This is a genomic window from Rhizobium sp. AG207R (genome assembly GCF_027109195.1).
Classification (GTDB): domain Bacteria; phylum Pseudomonadota; class Alphaproteobacteria; order Rhizobiales; family Rhizobiaceae; genus Rhizobium; species Rhizobium dioscoreae.
This window is the reverse complement of the sequence record NZ_JAEPVT010000003.1, coordinates 146,977-164,991: the sequence shown is the minus strand read 5'-3', so window position 1 is coordinate 164,991 and position 18,015 is coordinate 146,977. Positions and strand designations below refer to the sequence as shown.

Below are 18,015 nucleotides of genomic sequence, written 5' to 3'. Positions count from 1 at the left end.
GAGATGGCGCATTGGCTTTATAAATCCGAGCCGTCCTCCTGGTCCTGGCAGCAGCAGAAGGATGCCGGCGACAAGGGAACGGAATGGACCGGCGTGCGCAACTATCTTGCCCGCAACAACATGCGGGCCATGCAGATCGGCGACAAGGGTTTCTTTTATCACTCCAATGACGGGCTGGAGGTCGTCGGCATCGTCGAGGTCTGCGCGCTGGCGCATCCGGATTCGACCGCAAAGGATGATCCGCGCTGGGAATGCGTCGACATCCGCGCCGTCCGCGACATGCCGAATCCCGTGACTCTCAAAGACATCAAGGCCAATCCGAAGCTTGCGCAGATGGCGCTCGTCACCTCCATGCGGCTTTCGGTGCAACCGGTGATGGATGATGAATGGCTGGAAGTCTGCCGCATGGGCGGGCTGGACAACCCGCCGGCCTGATTCCTCCTTGTTGGGCAGTTGGGAGATTCATTGAAAACCGATCCGGAAAGCTTCATCCACGCCAATACCAGCCTGATGGCGCCGCCGCATGTGCCGGAAATCCGGCTGCATCTGGCAAGCGAGGCGCATGAGTTGTGGCTGAAGACGGAAGAGGAGCTGGAAGAGATCGGCCTGCCGCCGCCCTTCTGGGCCTTTGCCTGGGCGGGCGGCCAGGGCTTGGCGCGCTATATACTCGATCATCCGGAGATCGTTGCCGGCAAAACGGTGCTGGATTTTGCCAGCGGCTCCGGACTTGTCGCGATTGCTGCCAAGCGAGCGGGTGCGGCCCATGTGCTGGCCGTCGATATCGATCCGTGGGCGGGCACAGCGATCCGGCTCAATGCTGCTGAAAACGGTGTGGCCCTGGATTTTTCCGGCGACAATATGATCGGGCAGGCCGTGGATGAGGGCGTCATTCTCGCCGGCGATGTCTTCTATGATCGCGATTTTGCCGTGAGCCTCGTTCCTTGGTTAAGACGTTTGGCCGGCGACGGGAAGACGGTTCTGGTCGGCGATCCCGGCAGGGCCTATCTTCCCAAGGATCGTCTGCAAGAGCAGGCGACCTATCAGGTGCCGGTGACGCGGGCGCTTGAGGACAGCGAAGTCAAGAAAACGACGGTCTGGCGGTTTCTCGCCGATTGAGAATCATCAATGCCGGATGACGCAGACGCCCGCTTCGTATGAGCATGGATTGCCGGCATAGCGGACATCGATGACCTTCGCCTTCGGTCGCAGCTGCGCCGCAGCGGACCGGGCATAGGGATTGTAGCCGCCATAGCCGATAACATAGGTGCCGCCATCAGCCCGATAGACATCGGCCGAACCGGCATAGCTGCCGGCGCTTGCCGCATCGCGTCGTTCCATTATCACGATCCGGGCGGGTTGCTGCCCTGAATTCTGCGGTTGGGATATCTGGTTGAGGCGCACGATGCCGGAGCGGTTGTGATGGTGCCAGTGGCGATAGTCGCCGGCTGAAGTCGGCGTCGAGGAAAGAGCGGCTGCCGCTAAAACGAGCGCTGCTGCCTTGAAAAGATGCGGGGCCATGATTCGATCCGCTTCGGTTCGTTAATGAAATCTTAACGGCAGATTGCCCGAAGACCACAGCGAAGTCCATGTCAGGCTTGCCGAAATGGTAAATGGGCCGGAATGGGAGGCTCTTCTCTGCATGCTCGCTAAAGTGCAGAGCGATCCGAATCGATTAAATTCGATGCAGGCATCAATTGTGCTTGTCGATGGCCGTCTGTGTGATTAATGGTCGCAATGATGCAACGCACACTGCGCATCCCCGCGCGCGCGTTGCCCCGGATATCCGGGTTCTAAGCGTATCGTAACGCCGCGAGGTTCTGATGGCGAACGTCACACAAAACCGGCCTCTGTCGCCGCATCTGCAAATCTACAAACCCATCCCCACCATGGTCATGTCGATCGTCCACCGCATCACCGGCGGCGCGCTCTACTTCGGCACGCTGCTGGTTGCCTGGTGGCTGATCGCCGCGGCGACGGGTCAGGGTTATTTCGATCTGGTCAATTGGATCATGGGTACGATCATCGGCCGCATCATCCTGCTCGGCTACACCTGGGCGCTGCTGCACCATATGCTGGGTGGCTTTCGTCATTTCATCTGGGATCTCGGGCATGGTTTCGATCCCGCCGTCTCGACGAAGATGGCCAAGTTCACGCTCATCGGCTCGATCTGTCTGACCGCGCTGGTCTGGATCATCGGCATCGTCATCCGGCTGGGTTGATTGGCATGACCGCTCCCGGAAGCGCCTGGGCACATTTCGGGATCATGCTTTAAAGGATATTTCTCATGGATATGCGCACTCCTCTGGGCAAAGTCCGCGGTCTCGGTTCCGCCAAGGAAGGTACCGATCATTTCTGGCGCCAGCGCCTGACCGCCGTTGCCAATGTTCCACTTTTCCTCTTCTTCGTCATCTTCCTGATGATCTATGCTGGCGCGCCCTACGCTGAAGTCGTGCATGCGATCTCGAATCCGATCGTCGCCGTCATCTTCGCCCTGATGGTGATCTCCGCCCTCATTCATATGAAGATCGGCATGCAGGTCATCATCGAGGACTATGTTCATGGCGAATTCGCCAAGATCGTCCTTCTCATGCTCAACACGTTCTTCGCGATCGTCGTGGCGGGGCTCTGTCTTTTCGCCATTCTGAAGATCGCGTTCGTAGGATAATTGCATCATGGCACCGAACTCATCCGCTCAGAATGGGCCCGCCCAGAACGGGAAAGCCTACAAGTATATCGACCACTCCTATGACGTGATCGTCGTCGGCGCCGGCGGCGCCGGCCTGCGCGCCACGCTCGGCATGGCCGAACAGGGCTTCCGCACCGCCTGCATCACCAAGGTCTTCCCCACCCGTTCGCACACCGTCGCCGCCCAGGGCGGCATCGCCGCTTCGCTGCAGAACATGACGCCGGACAGCTGGCAGTGGCATCTCTACGACACCGTCAAGGGCTCTGACTGGCTCGGCGACGTCGACGCGATGCAGTACATGGTCATGGAAGCGCCGAAGGCCGTTTACGAACTCGAGCATTACGGCGTGCCCTTCTCGCGAAACGAAGAAGGCAAGATCTATCAGCGCCCGTTCGGCGGCCACATGCAGAATTTCGGCGAGGGACCGCCGGTGCAGCGCACCTGTGCCGCTGCCGACCGTACGGGTCACGCCATCCTGCACACGCTCTACGGCCAGTCGCTGCGCAACAATGCGGAATTCTTCATCGAGTATTTTGCACTCGACCTCATCATGTCCGATGACGGCAGTCGTTGCACCGGCGTCGTCGCCTGGTGCCTCGATGACGGCACGATCCATCGCTTCGCCGCCAAGATGGTGGTGCTGGCGACCGGCGGCTATGGCCGCGCCTATTTCTCGGCGACCTCCGCCCATACCTGCACCGGCGACGGTGGCGGCATGGTGGCCCGCGCCGGCCTGCCGCTGCAGGACATGGAATTCGTTCAGTTCCATCCGACCGGCATCTACGGTTCGGGCTGCCTGATCACCGAAGGCGCACGCGGCGAAGGCGGTTATCTCGTCAATTCCGAAGGCGAGCGCTTCATGGAGCGCTACGCCCCTTCGGCGAAGGACCTCGCCTCGCGTGACGTCGTTTCGCGCTGCATGACGCTTGAGATTCGCGAAGGACGTGGCGTCGGCAAGAACAAGGACCATATCTTCCTGCATCTCGACCATCTCGATCCGGCCGTACTGCACGAGCGCCTGCCCGGCATTTCCGAGAGCGCGCGCATCTTCGCCGGCGTCGATGTGACCCGCGATCCGATCCCTGTGCTTCCGACCGTTCACTACAATATGGGCGGCATTCCCACGAACTATTGGGGCGAAGTGCTGAATGCCGACAGCAGCAATCCCGAGCGCGTGCTGCCGGGCCTGATGGCCGTCGGCGAAGCCGGCTGCGCATCGGTGCACGGCGCCAATCGCCTCGGCTCCAACTCGCTGATCGACCTCGTGGTCTTCGGCCGTGCCGCCGCCATCCGCGCCGGCCAGGTCATCGACCGCAACAGCCCAGTTCCGCCTGTGAATGTCGCCGCCTGCGACAAGATCATGGAGCGCTTCGACCGCCTGCGCCATGCCAGCGGCTCGACGCCGACGGCGGCACTGCGCGAGAAGATGCAGCGCGCCATGCAGGAAGATGCCGCCGTGTTCCGTACCCAGGAATCGCTGGAATCCGGCTGCCGTCGCCTGTCGGCGATCTGGAAGGAACTGCCGGACATCAAGGTCACCGACCGCTCGCTGATCTGGAATTCCGACCTCGTCGAAACGCTGGAACTGCACAATCTGATGGCCAACGCCATCACGACGATCTACGGCGCCGAGGCTCGCAAGGAAAGCCGCGGCTCGCATGCCCGCGAGGACTATACCGAGGGCAAGTTTGCCGGCCGCGACGACGAGAACTGGCGCAAGCATACGCTTGCCTGGGTCAACGAGGCAGGCGACGTGAGGCTCGACTATCGTCCGGTCCACACCGACCTGATCGCCGAAGGCATCGATCCGCACAAGATCGAGCCGAAGGCACGCGTGTATTGATCTGAGAGGAACTGACCATGGTTGAACTCGCTCTCCCCAAGAACTCTCAGATGCGCGAAGGCAAGGTCTGGCCGAAGCCGGTCGGCGCCAAGAACACGCGCGAATTCCGCGTCTATCGCTGGAGCCCGGATGACGGTCAGAACCCGAGCATCGATACCTATTACATCGATGTCGACGATTGCGGCCCGATGGTGCTCGACGGTCTGCTTTACATCAAGAACAAGATCGATCCGACGCTGACACTGCGCCGCTCCTGTCGCGAAGGCATTTGCGGCTCCTGCGCGATGAACATCGACGGCACCAACACGCTCGCCTGCACCAAGGGTCTGGATGAGATCAAGGGCACCGTGAAGGTCTATCCGCTGCCGCATATGCCCGTCGTCAAGGATCTCGTGCCTGACCTGACGAACTTCTATGCCCAGCATCGCTCGATCGAGCCTTGGCTGAAGACGGTCTCGCCGCCGCCGGCCAAGGAATGGAAGCAGAGCCATGAGGACCGCCTCAAACTCGACGGCCTCTACGAATGCATTCTCTGCGCCTGCTGCTCCACCTCCTGTCCGAGCTACTGGTGGAACGGCGACCGCTACCTCGGCCCGGCTGTGCTGCTGCAGGCCTATCGCTGGCTGATCGACTCCAGAGACGAAGCCAAGGGCGAGCGCCTCGACAACCTCGAGGATCCCTTCCGCCTCTATCGCTGCCATACGATCATGAACTGCGCCCAGACCTGCCCGAAGGGTCTGAACCCGGCCAAGGCGATCGCCGAAATCAAGAAGATGATGGTCGAGCGGCGGGTCTGACCCGCCTTTTGACTGCAAATGATGAAAGAATGCTTCGGCAGGTTTTTTGCCGAAGCGCTCGCATAATCCTCTAGATGACATGCGATATCGCTATCGTCGCGCATAGGTATTCAAGAGAGCATTGGTGGGAGAGAATGCCGAAATTCTCCGCCTGCGTTCATTTTGAGTGAGGCGCGGTGGATCAGCCTTGAAACCACCCGATTCTTGTCCAGCTATGGCCTTCGGCAATTTGTGGCGGTATCGACTTGATTAACCAAAGTGAAATACGATAATTCGGACATCATTAAATATCACTTTGTCGATGTCAGCGGTGGACAATCATTTAGGAGTGTGATGATGCAGTTTAGATATGCAGTGACGGCTGCGGCGATTGGCCTGTCGCTTGCCGGTTGCCAGCGCACGGCATACAATAACGACAGTTATTCGTCTCCGGCACCACTGCAGGCTCAGCCTGTTCCTTCCGTCCAGTCCAGCCAGCTTCCGCCTCCCGGCGCCGGTAACGGCTCGCAATTCCCGGCGGCGCCGGCGAGCGCACCGAATGCAGCCAATCCGGCGCAGCAGCAGGCGATGGCGGCTTCGGCCATGGATGTCACGAAGGAATCGATGGTCGGCAGCTGGAAGGTGAGCAATGGCGGATCGAGCTGCGATATGTTCCTGACATTGACCAACCTCGGCAGCGGCTCACGCGGCGGTACGCGCGGTTGCGCGGGCGAACTGACCTCGATGGGCTCGTGGGAAGTCTCCGGCAAGCAGGTTCTCCTGAAGAATCGTGACGGCTCGACGATCGGTACGGTCTACAAGACGGCCGATTCGCGTTTTGACGGTTCGACCGCCTCCGGCCAGCCGCTCAGCCTTAGCCGATAAGCTTATTTTAAAAGGGGCAGCATCCTTCGGGTGCGCCCTTATTTTGCACAGGCGGATATTTCCCCATGCAGCCCATGCCAGATTATTCGATCAGCGTCTGCGAACAGCTGAAGGCGCTGACGGCGTCCGGATCCCTTCAGGTGGATTCGGCACAGATGGATGTGGCGAAAATGCTGGACCGGGTGCTTGCCGATCTCAAGCGCAAGCGGCCCGCCGCAAAATCCAGCGCGCTCGGCTGGATGTTTGCTGCCCGCAAGAAGTCGGTCGAGACGATCAAGGGCCTCTATATTCATGGCAGCGTTGGACGCGGCAAGACCATGTTGATGGACATGTTCTTCTCGATGGCGCCCTGCCAGAAGAAACGCCGGGCGCATTTCTTCGAGTTCATGACCGATGTGCACAATCGCATCGCGGCGCAGCGGCTGAAATTCAAGAATGGCGAGACCAAGCAGGCCGATCCCATACCACCTGTCGCCGCCGATCTCTATGCCGAAGCCGAACTGCTTTGCTTCGACGAATTCACTGTGACCGACATTGCCGACGCGATGATCCTGTCGCGGCTGTTTTCCGAACTGTTCTCGCTCGGCTGCGTGCTGATCGCCACCTCGAATGTCGAGCCGGACAATCTCTATCGCGACGGGCTCAATCGCGGCCTCTTTCTGCCCTTCATCGATCTCCTCAAGAAGCATGTCGATGTGGTGACGCTAGACTCGCCGACCGACTATCGCATGGAGAAGCTGAACAGCCAGCCCGTCTATCTGACGCCACTGGACCAGCGCACCGACATGGCTATGGACGCCTCCTGGATGCAGGCGCTGCATGGGCGCAGGGCGCAGCCGATGGAGATCCCGATGAAGGGGCGCTCCATCCATGTGCCTCTGGCCGTCGACCGCATGGCGCGCTTTTCCTTCGCCGATCTCTGCGACGCGCCGCTCGGGCCTGCCGATTTCCTCGCCATCGCCGAACGGTTCGATACGATCTTCCTCGATCGCGTGCCGAAGCTCGGGCCGGATAAGCGCAACCAGACGAAGCGTTTTATCATTCTGATCGACACGCTCTACGATCATAATATCCGTCTCTACATCTCCGCGGCTACCATGCCGGAAGATCTGCTCGATGAGCGGCGGGGGACAGAAGGCTTCGAATTCGACCGCACGGCATCGCGGCTTTTCGAGATGCGGAGCGCCGAATATCTGGCTCAGACTCCGGCCAGGCGTGCCGCCGAGTAACAATTCGGTGACAGAGTATCTTACGTTTACGTAAGAATTTTTCGATCTAACCGATTGAAATTCCTGATCTCAAAATAATCAATTGCCAATTTCGGCCTTTGGGTCTATGCGATTGGCGGCTATTGTGGATGCCTGTCACGGTGTCCCGCCACGGATTTTGATCGCAAAGGATACACCGAAATGGCGCGCAACAAGATCGCACTTATTGGTTCTGGCATGATTGGTGGCACGCTGGCGCATCTCGCCGGCCTGAAGGAACTGGGCGACATCGTCCTGTTCGACATCGCGGACGGCATTCCTCAGGGCAAGGGCCTCGATATCGCCCAGTCCTCTCCCGTCGAGGGCTTCGACGCCAACCTCACCGGCGCCAGCGACTATTCCGCGATCGAAGGCGCTGACGTCTGCATCGTCACGGCAGGCGTTCCCCGCAAGCCGGGCATGAGCCGTGACGATCTTCTCGGCATCAACCTCAAGGTCATGGAACAGGTCGGCGCCGGCATCAAGAAGTATGCCCCGAATGCTTTCGTGATCTGCATCACCAATCCGCTCGACGCCATGGTCTGGGCGCTGCAGAAATTCTCAGGCCTGCCGACCAACAAGGTCGTGGGCATGGCTGGCGTGCTCGATAGCTCGCGCTTCCGCCTTTTCCTCGCCAAGGAATTCAACGTATCGGTCGAAGACGTCACGGCTTTCGTTCTCGGCGGCCACGGCGACTCGATGGTTCCGCTCGCCCGCTACTCCACCGTTGCCGGCATCCCGCTGACGGATCTCGTCAACATGGGCTGGCTGACCGCCGAGCGCCTCGAAGAAATCATCCAGCGCACCCGTGACGGCGGCGCCGAGATTGTCGGCCTGCTCAAGACCGGTTCTGCCTATTACGCTCCGGCCGCGTCCGCCATCGCCATGGCCGAGTCCTACCTCAAGGACAAGAAGCGCGTCCTGCCCTGCGCCGCGCACCTCGATGGCCAGTACGGCGTCAAGGACATGTATGTCGGCGTTCCCACCGTCATCGGTGCCGGCGGCATCGAGCGCGTCATCGAAATCGACCTGAACAAGGCTGAAAAGGAAGCCTTCGACAAGTCGGTCGCAGCCGTTGCGGGTCTTTGCGAAGCCTGCGCCACGATCGCGCCGTCGCTGAAGTAATTTCCGCGTTCCAACAGGGATAGACCCATGAACATTCATGAATACCAGGCTAAGGCGCTGCTGAAGAGCTATGGCGCACCCGTCGCGGACGGCGTTGCCATCTTCTCCGCCGATGAAGCCGCTGCTGCTGCCAAACAGCTTCCAGGCCCACTTTACGTCGTCAAGAGCCAGATTCACGCTGGCGGCCGCGGCAAGGGCAAGTTCAAGGAACTCGGCCCAGACGCCAAGGGCGGCGTTCGCCTCGCCAAGTCCGTTGACGACGTTGTCGCCAACGCCAAGGACATGCTCGGCAATACGCTGGTGACCAAGCAGACCGGCCCGGCCGGCAAGCAGGTCAACCGTCTCTACATCGAAGACGGCGCCGATATCGACCGCGAACTCTATCTCTCGATCCTCGTCGACCGTTCCGTCGGTCAGGTTGCTTTCGTCGTTTCGACCGAAGGCGGCATGGACATCGAGACCGTTGCGCATGACACGCCGGAAAAGATCATCACCGTCGCCATCGACCCGTCGACGGGCGTGACGGCTGCCAACACGGCTGCCCTTTCTGACGCGCTGAAGCTTGAGGGCGCTGCCCGCGAAGATGCCGCCAAGCTCTTCCCGATCCTCTACAAGGCCTTCGTCGAGAAGGACATGGCGCTCCTCGAAGTCAACCCGCTGATCGTCATGACCAACGGCCGCCTTCGCGTTCTCGACGCCAAGGTTTCCTTCGACGGCAACGCGCTCTTCCGTCATGAAGACATCCGCGCGCTGCGCGATACGACCGAAGAAGACGAGAAGGAAATCCAGGCCCACGAATACGATCTCGCCTATGTCGCCCTCGACGGCAACATCGGCTGCATGGTCAACGGCGCCGGTCTCGCCATGGCAACCATGGACATCATCAAGCTCTACGGCGCTGAGCCGGCGAACTTCCTCGATGTCGGCGGTGGCGCTTCCAAGGAAAAGGTCACGGCCGCCTTCAAGATCATCACTGCCGATCCGGCTGTCCAGGGCATTCTGGTCAACATCTTCGGCGGCATCATGAAGTGCGACGTCATTGCCGAAGGCGTGCTTGCAGCCGTCAAGGAAGTCGGTCTGAAGGTTCCGCTCGTCGTTCGCCTCGAAGGCACCAATGTCGAGCTCGGCAAGAAGATCATCAACGAATCCGGTCTCAACGTCATCTCCGCAGATGACCTGGACGATGCCGCCCAGAAGATCGTGAAGGCAGTCAAGGGCTGATCGGGATGGCTGCTTCCCTCGCTCCAACGGCTGCTCATCTTCGCCTCGGTGCCTTTGCCGGCACCTGGGAAGGGGAAGAGCATGTCGCGGCCTCGGTCTGGACGAAGGAAGGCACGGCAACCGCGCGGCTCACGGCCGAGTGTCTGTTCGGCGGATTTTTCGTCGAACAGCGCTACGTGCAGACGCGCGATGGCGAAACCTCGTTCGAAGCCCGGAATATTCTCGGCTTCGACGGAGCGGATCAGGCCTATAAGCTCTATCAGTTCGATACGGTGGGCTTTGTGCCCGCCGCGCCGGCTTCCGGCGAATGGATCGACGACAAGCTTGTCCTGACCCGAGTTTCGCCGCGCGGTCAGCAGCGCACTCTCTTCCAGTTCGAAAATGAAGACTGCTACCGCATGGGCGTCACGTTCTCGCCCGCCGGCAGCGATACATGGCAGGAGGTCGTCAGCGGCTTGTACCGTCGCGTTGCCTCCGCGTCTTCCAACCTCTCGTAACAAAGGCCTCGCATGTCTATTCTCATCAACAAAGACACCAAGGTTCTGGTTCAGGGCCTGACCGGCAAGACCGGCACTTTCCACACTGAACAGGCGCTCGCCTATCACGGCACGAAGATGGTCGGCGGCATCCACCCTTCCAAGGGCGGTGAAACCTGGACCGGCAAGGACGGCGAAAAGCTGCCGATCTTCAAGTCCGTCGCCGAAGGCAAGGATGCGACCGGCGCTAACGCCTCGGTCATCTACGTGCCGCCGGCAGGCGCCGCAGCCGCGATCCTCGAAGCGATCGACGCCGAGATCCCGCTCATCGTCTGCATCACGGAAGGCATCCCGGTCGCCGACATGGTCAAGGTCAAGGACCGTCTGATCAAGTCGAAGTCGCGCCTGATCGGGCCGAACTGCCCAGGCGTTCTCACCCCGAACGAATGCAAGATCGGCATCATGCCAGGCTCCATCTTCAAGAAGGGCTCCGTCGGCGTTCTCTCGCGTTCCGGCACTCTGACCTACGAAGCTGTGTTCCAGACCACCAATGAAGGCCTCGGCCAGACGACGGCCGTCGGCATCGGCGGCGATCCGGTCAAGGGTACCGAATTCATCGACGTCCTCGAGATGTTCCTCGCCGACGACGAAACCAAGTCGATCATCATGATCGGCGAAATCGGCGGTTCGGCTGAAGAAGACGCCGCACAGTTCCTCAAGGACGAAGCCAAGAAGGGCCGCAAGAAGCCGATGGTCGGCTTCATCGCCGGCCGCACGGCACCTCCCGGCCGCACGATGGGCCATGCCGGCGCCGTCATTTCCGGCGGCAAGGGTGGCGCGGAAGACAAGATCGCAGCGATGGAATCGGCAGGCATCCGCGTGTCGCCGTCGCCGGCGCGTCTCGGCAAGACGCTGGTGGAAGTCCTGAAGGGCTGAGCCTACCTATAGCAAGGCCGGACGGGGCGGCAGTCGCCTTGTCCCGTCCGGTTTCAGAATTCACAAGTGCATACCGACGGCCTTGATGGCCTCAGACGAAATACGGTCGCCGGGAACCCGAAAACCGGCAATGCAAACAAGTTGGGAGACGGGCGAGAGCGCCCGCAGATTCACCATGGCAAGGCAAGAAGCCAACGAGCAATTTCAGATCACCTCGTTCCTGGATGGCGCCAATGCTGCCTATATCGAGCAGCTCTACGCGCGCTACGAGGACAATCCTTCATCGGTCTCCGACGAGTGGCGGTCGTTCTTCAAGGCGCTCGAGGATAGTCCCGACGATGTGAAGAAGGCGGCCAAGGGCGCCTCCTGGCAGCGCAAGAACTGGCCGATCCCGGCAAAGGGCGATCTCGTCTCCGCGCTCGATGGCGACTGGGGCGTTGTCGAAAAGGTCATCGAAACCAAGCTGAAGGCCAAGGCCGAAACCGCCGGAGCGCCGGCGAGCGCGACCGACGTCCTGCAGGCGACGCGCGATTCCGTCCGCGCCATCATGATGATCCGCGCCTATCGCATGCGCGGTCATCTGCATGCCAAGCTCGATCCGCTCGGCATTGCGGCCCCGGTCGAAGACTACAAGGAACTGTCGCCGGAAGCTTACGGCTTCACCGAGGCCGACCTCGACCGTAAGATCTTCATCGACAACGTGCTCGGCCTCGAATTCGCGACCATTCGCGAGATGATCGAGATCCTTGAGCGCACCTACTGCTCCACCCTCGGCGTCGAATTCATGCACATCTCCAATCCGGAGGAAAAGGCCTGGATTCAGGAGCGCATCGAAGGTCCGGACAAGGGCATCGCCTTCAATCCCGAGCGCAAGAAGGCCATCCTTCAGAAGATTATCGAAGCCGAGGGCTATGAGCAGTTCCTCGACGTCAAATTCAAGGGTACCAAGCGCTTCGGCCTCGACGGCGGTGAGTCGCTGATCCCGGCGCTCGAACAGATCCTCAAGAGCGGCAGCCAGCTCGGTCTTCGCGAAGCCGTGTTCGGCATGGCCCATCGCGGCCGTTTGAACGTGCTCTCCCAGGTCATGGGCAAGCCGCATCGCGCCATCTTCCACGAGTTCAAGGGCGGCTCCTACGCGCCGGACGAAGTCGAAGGCTCGGGCGACGTGAAGTACCATCTCGGGGCCTCCTCGGACCGTGATTTCGACGGCGCCAAGGTGCACGTGTCGCTGACGGCAAACCCGTCGCACCTCGAAATCGTCAACCCGGTGGTCATGGGCAAGGCCCGCGCCAAGCAGGATATGGGCGCCACCCAATGGGACGGCGATATCATCCCGCTGTCCGAGCGCGCCAAGGTCGTGCCGCTGCTCATCCATGGTGACGCGGCTTTCGCCGGCCAGGGCGTCGTTGCCGAAATCCTCGGCCTCTCCGGTCTGCGCGGCCACCGCGTTGCCGGCACGATGCACGTCATCATCAACAACCAGATCGGTTTCACCACCAATCCGGCCTTCTCGCGCTCGTCGCCCTATCCGTCCGACGTCGCCAAGATGATCGAGGCGCCGATCTTCCACGTCAACGGCGACGATCCGGAAGCGGTTGTTTATGCCGCGAAGATCGCGACCGAATTCCGCATGAAGTTCCACAAGCCGGTCGTGGTCGACCTCTTCTGCTACCGCCGTTACGGCCACAATGAAGGCGATGAGCCGTCCTTCACGCAGCCGAACATGTACAAGGTCATCCGCGCCCACAAGACGGTACTGCAGATCTATTCGCAGCGGCTGATCAGCGAAGGCGTGCTGACCGAAGGCGAAGTCGAGAAGATGAAGGCCGACTGGCGCGCTCATCTCGAGCAGGAATTCGAGGCCGGCCAGTCCTACAAGCCGAACAAGGCCGACTGGCTTGACGGTGAGTGGTCCGGCCTGCACACGGCCGACAATGCCGACGAGCAGCGCCGCGGCAAGACCGCCGTGCCGATGAAGTCGCTGAAGGAAATCGGCCGCAAGCTGTCGGAAATCCCGGCCGGCTTCCATGCGCACCGCACCATCCAGCGCTTCATGGAAAACCGCGCCAACATGGTGCAGACCGGCGAGGGCATCGATTGGGCGATGGCGGAGGCCCTGGCTTTCGGTTCTCTCGTCGTCGAAGGCCACAAGATCCGCCTGTCCGGTCAGGACTGCGAACGCGGCACCTTCTCGCAGCGCCACTCGGTTCTCTACGATCAGGAGACCGAAGAGCGCTACATTCCGCTCGCCAATCTCTCGCCGACCCAGGCCCGTTACGAAGTCATCAACTCGATGCTCTCGGAAGAGGCGGTTCTCGGCTTCGAATACGGCTACTCGCTTGCCCGTCCGAACGCGCTGACCCTGTGGGAAGCCCAGTTCGGGGACTTCGCCAATGGTGCGCAGGTCGTGTTCGACCAGTTCATCTCGTCGGGTGAACGCAAGTGGCTGCGCATGTCGGGTCTGGTCTGCCTGCTGCCGCATGGCTATGAAGGCCAGGGTCCGGAACACTCCTCGGCTCGCCTGGAACGCTATCTGCAGCTCTGCGCCGAAGACAACATGCAGGTCGCCAACGTCACAACGCCGGCGAACTACTTCCACATTCTGCGCCGTCAGCTGAAGCGCGACTTCCGCAAGCCGCTGATCCTGATGACGCCGAAGTCGCTGCTGCGCCACAAGCGCGCCGTATCGACCCTTGCGGAGATGGCCGGCGAAAGCTCCTTCCATCGCCTGCTCTGGGATGATGCGGAGCTGATCAAGGACAGCCCGATCAAGCTGCAGAAGGACAACAAGATCCGTCGCGTCGTCATCTGCTCGGGCAAGGTCTATTACGATCTGCTGGAAGAGCGTGAGAAGCGCGGCATCGACGATATCTACCTGCTGCGTATCGAACAGCTCTATCCGTTCCCGGCCAAGGCGCTCATCAACGAGCTCAGCCGCTTCCGCAATGCGGAAATGGTCTGGTGCCAGGAAGAGCCGAAGAACATGGGCGCATGGTCCTTCATCGATCCGTATCTGGAATGGGTGCTTGCCCATATCGATGCGAAGTACCAGCGCGTTCGCTACACCGGCCGTCCGGCCGCCGCCTCGCCGGCGACGGGCCTGATGTCCAAGCATCTGTCGCAGCTTGCGGCGTTCCTTGAGGACGCGCTTGGCGGTTGAGGGGTTGCGCGATGGCCTATTTTCATCTGAAACTTGTGCCGCCGCGCCCCAGCTTCCCGCATGACGCCACGGAGGAGGAGATGGCCGCCATGCAGCAACACGCCGCCTATTGGCGAGAACATGCGAATGCCGGGACAGCAATTGTCGTCGGCCCGGTCTTCGCGGCCGATGGTGCTTTCGGCGTGGCTGTCGTCGACGTCGAGAATGCCGATGCGGCCAAGTCGCTTGGCGATGCCGATCCCGTCCTACTCGCCGGGCTCGGTTTCCGTATCGAAATCTCGCCGATGCCCTCACTCATTCTCCGGTCCTCTGTCGCCGGAATTCCATTCAACTCATAAAGACGAAAAATCAGGATTTGAACAATGGCCACTGAAATCCGCGTTCCTACCCTCGGCGAATCCGTCAGCGAAGCGACCGTCGGTACCTGGTTCAAGAAGGTCGGCGATGCCATCAAGGCCGATGAGCCGCTTCTCGAACTTGAAACCGACAAGGTGACGATCGAAGTTCCGGCGCCTGCTGCCGGCACGCTTTCCGAAATCGTTGCCCAGGCCGGCGAAACCGTGGGTCTCGGTGCGCTGCTCGGCCAGATCTCCGCCGGCAACGGCGCTGCTGCCGCTCCGGCACAGGCTGCCGCTGCCGCTGCTGCTGCTCCGGCACCCGCCGCCGCTGCACCGGTTGCCGCTCCCGCCGTTTCCGCTCCGGCTTCCTCCATGCCGCCGGCGCCTGCTGCCGGCAAGCTGCTTGCTGAAAACAACCTCTCCGCCGATCAGGTCGAAGGCAGCGGCAAGCGCGGCCAGGTCTTGAAGGGCGATGTGATCGCTGCCGTTGCCAAGGCTGCATCGGCGCCGGCCGCCGCACCGGCAGCACCGGTTGCCGCCCGCGCGCCGACCGCTGTCGAGGACGTCAACCGCGAAGAGCGCGTCAAGATGACGCGCCTGCGTCAGACGATCGCCAAGCGCCTCAAGGATGCGCAGAATACCGCTGCCATGCTTACCACCTACAACGAGGTGGACATGAAGGCCGTCATGGACCTGCGCAACAAGTACAAGGACATCTTCGAGAAGAAGCATGGCGTGAAGCTCGGCTTCATGGGCTTCTTCACCAAGGCCGTCACCCATGCGCTGAAGGAACTGCCTGCTGTCAACGCCGAGATCGACGGCACCGACATCATCTACAAGAACTACTGCCACGTCGGCATGGCCGTCGGCACCGACAAGGGTCTTGTCGTTCCCGTCATCCGCGATGCAGATCAGATGTCGATCGCGGAAGTCGAGAAGGAGCTTGGCCGTCTGGCGAAGGCCGCTCGCGATGGTACGCTGGCGATGGCCGACATGCAGGGCGGCACCTTCACCATTACCAATGGCGGCGTCTATGGTTCGCTGATGTCATCGCCGATCCTCAATGCGCCGCAGTCGGGCATTCTCGGCATGCACAAGATCCAGGAGCGTCCGGTCGCCATCGGCGGCCAGGTCGTCATTCGTCCGATGATGTATCTGGCGCTCTCCTACGATCACCGCATCGTCGACGGCAAGGAAGCGGTTACCTTCCTCGTACGCGTCAAGGAAAGCCTGGAAGATCCGGAACGTCTCGTTCTCGATCTCTAAGGGGAGCGTTGGATCATGTCGACATGGCCCATGCGGACGCTGCGCGGATTGCTATGCGCCGTCGCCGCATGGGTGCCATCCTCCGCCGGCGCGGCGGAGTTCGACATTTCCAAGCTCAGCAGCAATCTCGATCTGGCGTCGCTTGGCGACGCCGATCTTGCCGCCCGCTCGATCAATGTCCTGCACATCGGTAAGGTGGAACTGACCTCCGGGCGCATCGTCGCCAGCGACCCGCTCGTCGGGCCTGACCGCGCCGCATTTACTCGCACCGTTTCTCCCGGCGATTATCCCGTTACCTTGTATCAAGCCTTCGGCCGCATCGCTGCGGCCAGCATGCGTTTTGCCGAGGGCAAGCCGGTGCGCTGGGAACTGGCCGTGGTCCCAGGCCAGGATATCACCTCGCTGAAGAATGATGAGTTCTTCGGCTATCCGGTTGATGCCGGTCTTGGCTGCTACATGGATGCCGACACCTTCGCGCTGATCCAGGAGCGCGAAAAGCAGGTCCAGGCAGAGAAGTCGTCGTCGGATATCAACTACTATGATGACGTTCTGGCCTCCGAGCTGCAGCCGAATAACGACGACTACGTGTTACATCGGCCGATATCGGGCAAGCGCGGCAACGTCGCCATCTTCTCGAGCGGCTGGGGTGATGGCTTCTATCCGGTGTTTTGGGGGCTGGATGCCGCCGGCAGGCCGCTGGTTCTGTTCACCGATTTCGGCGTCATGGAAAATGCCGACGGCCGGCGCGAGCCGGGAGGGCAATGACGATGCCGATCGCAACCGCGATGATCCGACTGGCCTCGATGCCTTGGATAATGGTGGCCTGCGCGGTCAATTCCGTGCCTGCCTATGCGGAAGAATGCGTGCAGGAAAAGGCTGTCTATGTCGATATGGACAATGCCTATGAGCTGCGCTTCGAGCCCATGGGCTCGGAATCATCCGTCAGCAACAGATTCAAGCTCGCAGTGCGCAACACCAATATCGTGGCCGATGGGATCGTGATGCGCACGGACGACCATCTGCGCGCCGATGGGCGGATCATGTTCGAATGTCCTGAAGGGGATGTAACGGGAGCCGACCTCAGGGCCTGCACCGTGTGGCAGGGCATGGTCTATGCCTCGGATCTGAAAGGCCATATCCGCGCATTGCCGGGAGAAGGCGAGAGCGCGGCGGATCGGCTGTTCCTGCCGGCGCTCGGTCCCTCGATCCAGAAGTCGTCCCTCTGGGGCAAGGGGAAGGCAACTGTCGCGCCGTGGGATGTCCTTAGTCTGAAAGGATGCAATCAATGACCGACGACACACCTGTTCTTCTCGTGACCGGCGGCAGCCGCGGCATCGGTGCCGCGGTTTGTCTGGCAGCCGCTCAGCATGGCTGGGCCGTTGCGGTCAATTATGCGTCCAACAAGGATGCGGCCGAGGCTGTGGTTGGGACGATCGTTGACGCCGGCGGCCAGGCGATCGCAGTTGCCGGCGATGTCGGCAAGCCCAAGGATATCAAAGCCATCTTTGCCAAGGTCGACGCGCATTTCGGCCGCATCGACGGGCTCGTCAACAATGCCGGCATCGTCGATGTCATCCAGCGCCTGGATGAAATGACGCCGGAGCGGATCGACCGCATGTTTCGCATCAATGTCACCGGTTCGATGCTGGCGGCGGCCGAAGCCGTGCGCCGCATGTCGACCCGGCATGGCGGCAAGGGCGGAGTGATCGTCAACGTCTCCTCCATGGCGGCGACGCTTGGCGGTGGCGGGCAATATGTCGACTATGCCGCTTCCAAGGGCGCGATCGATACGTTCACTGTCGGGCTTGCACGCGAGGTGGCGGCGGAAGGCATTCGGGTGAATGCGGTGCGGCCCGGCATCATCGATACCGATATCCACGCGGCCGCCGGACTGCCGGATCGGGCGCGCGATATCGCGCCGCAATTGCCGATGAAGCGCTCGGGAACGGCTGATGAGGTCGCGGATGCCATCCTCTACCTGCTGAGCCCGCATGCATCCTATATAACCGGTGCCGTGCTCGACGTGAGCGGCGGTCGCTGATCGGAAAGGGACGAT

The 18,015-nt window shown here is 61.1% G+C and carries 19 protein-coding genes; 18 read left to right on the top strand and 1 reads right to left on the bottom strand.

Annotated elements, in window-relative coordinates:
- The first annotated feature begins 3 nt into the window (after window positions 1-3).
- Window positions 4-435, top strand: a complete 432-nt coding sequence (locus tag JJQ51_RS08290) for an EVE domain-containing protein (protein WP_113330708.1) — start codon at window positions 4-6, stop codon at window positions 433-435.
- Window positions 436-465: 30 nt separating this feature from the next.
- Complete coding sequence (locus JJQ51_RS08285) at window positions 466-1,116, top strand: class I SAM-dependent methyltransferase (RefSeq protein ID WP_113330707.1); 651 nt, start codon at window positions 466-468, stop codon at window positions 1,114-1,116.
- Window positions 1,117-1,122: 6 nt separating this feature from the next.
- On the opposite strand, the gene JJQ51_RS08280 is transcribed toward JJQ51_RS08285, so the two are convergent.
- A complete protein-coding gene (locus tag JJQ51_RS08280) occupies window positions 1,123-1,518 on the bottom strand; it encodes a hypothetical protein (RefSeq protein WP_113330706.1) in 396 nt (131 codons plus the stop codon).
- Window positions 1,519-1,820: 302 nt separating this feature from the next.
- Between JJQ51_RS08280 and sdhC the strand changes: the two genes are divergently transcribed.
- From sdhC to JJQ51_RS08200, 16 genes are all read left to right on the top strand, one after another.
- Entirely contained in the window at window positions 1,821-2,219 is a 399-nt protein-coding gene (gene sdhC, locus JJQ51_RS08275; protein ID WP_069613380.1) for a succinate dehydrogenase, cytochrome b556 subunit, read from the top strand.
- Window positions 2,220-2,284: 65 nt separating this feature from the next.
- Window positions 2,285-2,665 (top strand): succinate dehydrogenase, hydrophobic membrane anchor protein, encoded by a 381-nt coding sequence (sdhD, locus tag JJQ51_RS08270; RefSeq protein WP_113330705.1) that lies wholly within the window; start codon window positions 2,285-2,287, stop codon window positions 2,663-2,665.
- 7 nt (window positions 2,666-2,672) lie between these two features.
- Window positions 2,673-4,529, top strand: coding sequence for a succinate dehydrogenase flavoprotein subunit (gene sdhA, locus JJQ51_RS08265; protein ID WP_113330704.1), 1,857 nt, complete (start codon window positions 2,673-2,675; stop codon window positions 4,527-4,529).
- Window positions 4,530-4,546: 17 nt separating this feature from the next.
- Entirely contained in the window at window positions 4,547-5,326 is a 780-nt protein-coding gene (locus JJQ51_RS08260) for a succinate dehydrogenase iron-sulfur subunit (RefSeq protein WP_004107862.1), read from the top strand.
- A gap of 336 nt (window positions 5,327-5,662) precedes the next feature.
- Window positions 5,663-6,190, top strand: coding sequence for a protease inhibitor Inh/omp19 family protein (locus JJQ51_RS08255; protein ID WP_069613433.1), 528 nt, complete (start codon window positions 5,663-5,665; stop codon window positions 6,188-6,190).
- Between the two features lie 65 nt (window positions 6,191-6,255).
- A complete protein-coding gene (gene zapE, locus JJQ51_RS08250) occupies window positions 6,256-7,419 on the top strand; it encodes a cell division protein ZapE (protein WP_113330703.1) in 1,164 nt (387 codons plus the stop codon).
- 180 nt (window positions 7,420-7,599) lie between these two features.
- On the top strand, window positions 7,600-8,562 hold the full coding sequence (mdh, locus tag JJQ51_RS08245) for a malate dehydrogenase (RefSeq protein WP_069613384.1): 963 nt from the start codon (window positions 7,600-7,602) through the stop codon (window positions 8,560-8,562).
- A gap of 27 nt (window positions 8,563-8,589) precedes the next feature.
- Complete coding sequence (sucC, locus tag JJQ51_RS08240) at window positions 8,590-9,783, top strand: ADP-forming succinate--CoA ligase subunit beta (RefSeq protein WP_113330702.1); 1,194 nt, start codon at window positions 8,590-8,592, stop codon at window positions 9,781-9,783.
- Window positions 9,784-9,788: 5 nt separating this feature from the next.
- Window positions 9,789-10,280: a DUF1579 family protein gene (locus tag JJQ51_RS08235; protein ID WP_269244538.1), complete on the top strand. Its 492-nt coding sequence runs from the start codon at window positions 9,789-9,791 to the stop codon at window positions 10,278-10,280.
- Between the two features lie 12 nt (window positions 10,281-10,292).
- A complete protein-coding gene (sucD, locus tag JJQ51_RS08230; RefSeq protein WP_095432963.1) occupies window positions 10,293-11,195 on the top strand; it encodes a succinate--CoA ligase subunit alpha in 903 nt (300 codons plus the stop codon).
- Window positions 11,196-11,370: 175 nt separating this feature from the next.
- A complete protein-coding gene (locus JJQ51_RS08225) occupies window positions 11,371-14,355 on the top strand; it encodes a 2-oxoglutarate dehydrogenase E1 component (RefSeq protein ID WP_145636094.1) in 2,985 nt (994 codons plus the stop codon).
- Between the two features lie 11 nt (window positions 14,356-14,366).
- Window positions 14,367-14,693: a YciI family protein gene (locus tag JJQ51_RS08220; protein ID WP_145636096.1), complete on the top strand. Its 327-nt coding sequence runs from the start codon at window positions 14,367-14,369 to the stop codon at window positions 14,691-14,693.
- Between the two features lie 24 nt (window positions 14,694-14,717).
- Entirely contained in the window at window positions 14,718-15,959 is a 1,242-nt protein-coding gene (gene odhB / locus JJQ51_RS08215) for a 2-oxoglutarate dehydrogenase complex dihydrolipoyllysine-residue succinyltransferase (RefSeq protein ID WP_269244537.1), read from the top strand.
- Window positions 15,960-15,974: 15 nt separating this feature from the next.
- Window positions 15,975-16,724 (top strand): DUF4241 domain-containing protein, encoded by a 750-nt coding sequence (locus JJQ51_RS08210; protein WP_269244536.1) that lies wholly within the window; start codon window positions 15,975-15,977, stop codon window positions 16,722-16,724.
- A gap of 2 nt (window positions 16,725-16,726) precedes the next feature.
- Window positions 16,727-17,248 (top strand): hypothetical protein, encoded by a 522-nt coding sequence (locus JJQ51_RS08205; RefSeq protein ID WP_442967290.1) that lies wholly within the window; start codon window positions 16,727-16,729, stop codon window positions 17,246-17,248.
- Window positions 17,245-18,000: an SDR family oxidoreductase gene (locus JJQ51_RS08200; RefSeq protein WP_069613392.1), complete on the top strand. Its 756-nt coding sequence runs from the start codon at window positions 17,245-17,247 to the stop codon at window positions 17,998-18,000. Before JJQ51_RS08205 ends, JJQ51_RS08200 begins: the two co-directional genes overlap by 4 nt.
- The last annotated feature ends 15 nt before the right edge of the window (window positions 18,001-18,015 follow it).

Coding starts and splice junctions, on each gene's coding strand:
- sucC (WP_113330702.1), top strand. CDS start 8,590: ATGAACATTCATGAATACCAGGCTAAGGCGCTGCTGAAGAGCTATGGC.
- sdhA (WP_113330704.1), top strand. CDS start 2,673: ATGGCACCGAACTCATCCGCTCAGAATGGGCCCGCCCAGAACGGGAAA.
- JJQ51_RS08235 (WP_269244538.1), top strand. CDS start 9,789: ATGGCTGCTTCCCTCGCTCCAACGGCTGCTCATCTTCGCCTCGGTGCC.
- sdhC (WP_069613380.1), top strand. CDS start 1,821: ATGGCGAACGTCACACAAAACCGGCCTCTGTCGCCGCATCTGCAAATC.
- sucD (WP_095432963.1), top strand. CDS start 10,293: ATGTCTATTCTCATCAACAAAGACACCAAGGTTCTGGTTCAGGGCCTG.
- mdh (WP_069613384.1), top strand. CDS start 7,600: ATGGCGCGCAACAAGATCGCACTTATTGGTTCTGGCATGATTGGTGGC.
- JJQ51_RS08210 (WP_269244536.1), top strand. CDS start 15,975: ATGTCGACATGGCCCATGCGGACGCTGCGCGGATTGCTATGCGCCGTC.
- JJQ51_RS08220 (WP_145636096.1), top strand. CDS start 14,367: ATGGCCTATTTTCATCTGAAACTTGTGCCGCCGCGCCCCAGCTTCCCG.
- odhB (WP_269244537.1), top strand. CDS start 14,718: ATGGCCACTGAAATCCGCGTTCCTACCCTCGGCGAATCCGTCAGCGAA.
- JJQ51_RS08260 (WP_004107862.1), top strand. CDS start 4,547: ATGGTTGAACTCGCTCTCCCCAAGAACTCTCAGATGCGCGAAGGCAAG.
- JJQ51_RS08200 (WP_069613392.1), top strand. CDS start 17,245: ATGACCGACGACACACCTGTTCTTCTCGTGACCGGCGGCAGCCGCGGC.
- JJQ51_RS08225 (WP_145636094.1), top strand. CDS start 11,371: ATGGCAAGGCAAGAAGCCAACGAGCAATTTCAGATCACCTCGTTCCTG.
- zapE (WP_113330703.1), top strand. CDS start 6,256: ATGCAGCCCATGCCAGATTATTCGATCAGCGTCTGCGAACAGCTGAAG.
- JJQ51_RS08255 (WP_069613433.1), top strand. CDS start 5,663: ATGCAGTTTAGATATGCAGTGACGGCTGCGGCGATTGGCCTGTCGCTT.
- JJQ51_RS08280 (WP_113330706.1), bottom strand. CDS start 1,518: ATGGCCCCGCATCTTTTCAAGGCAGCAGCGCTCGTTTTAGCGGCAGCC.
- JJQ51_RS08290 (WP_113330708.1), top strand. CDS start 4: ATGGCGCATTGGCTTTATAAATCCGAGCCGTCCTCCTGGTCCTGGCAG.
- JJQ51_RS08205 (WP_442967290.1), top strand. CDS start 16,727: ATGCCGATCGCAACCGCGATGATCCGACTGGCCTCGATGCCTTGGATA.
- sdhD (WP_113330705.1), top strand. CDS start 2,285: ATGGATATGCGCACTCCTCTGGGCAAAGTCCGCGGTCTCGGTTCCGCC.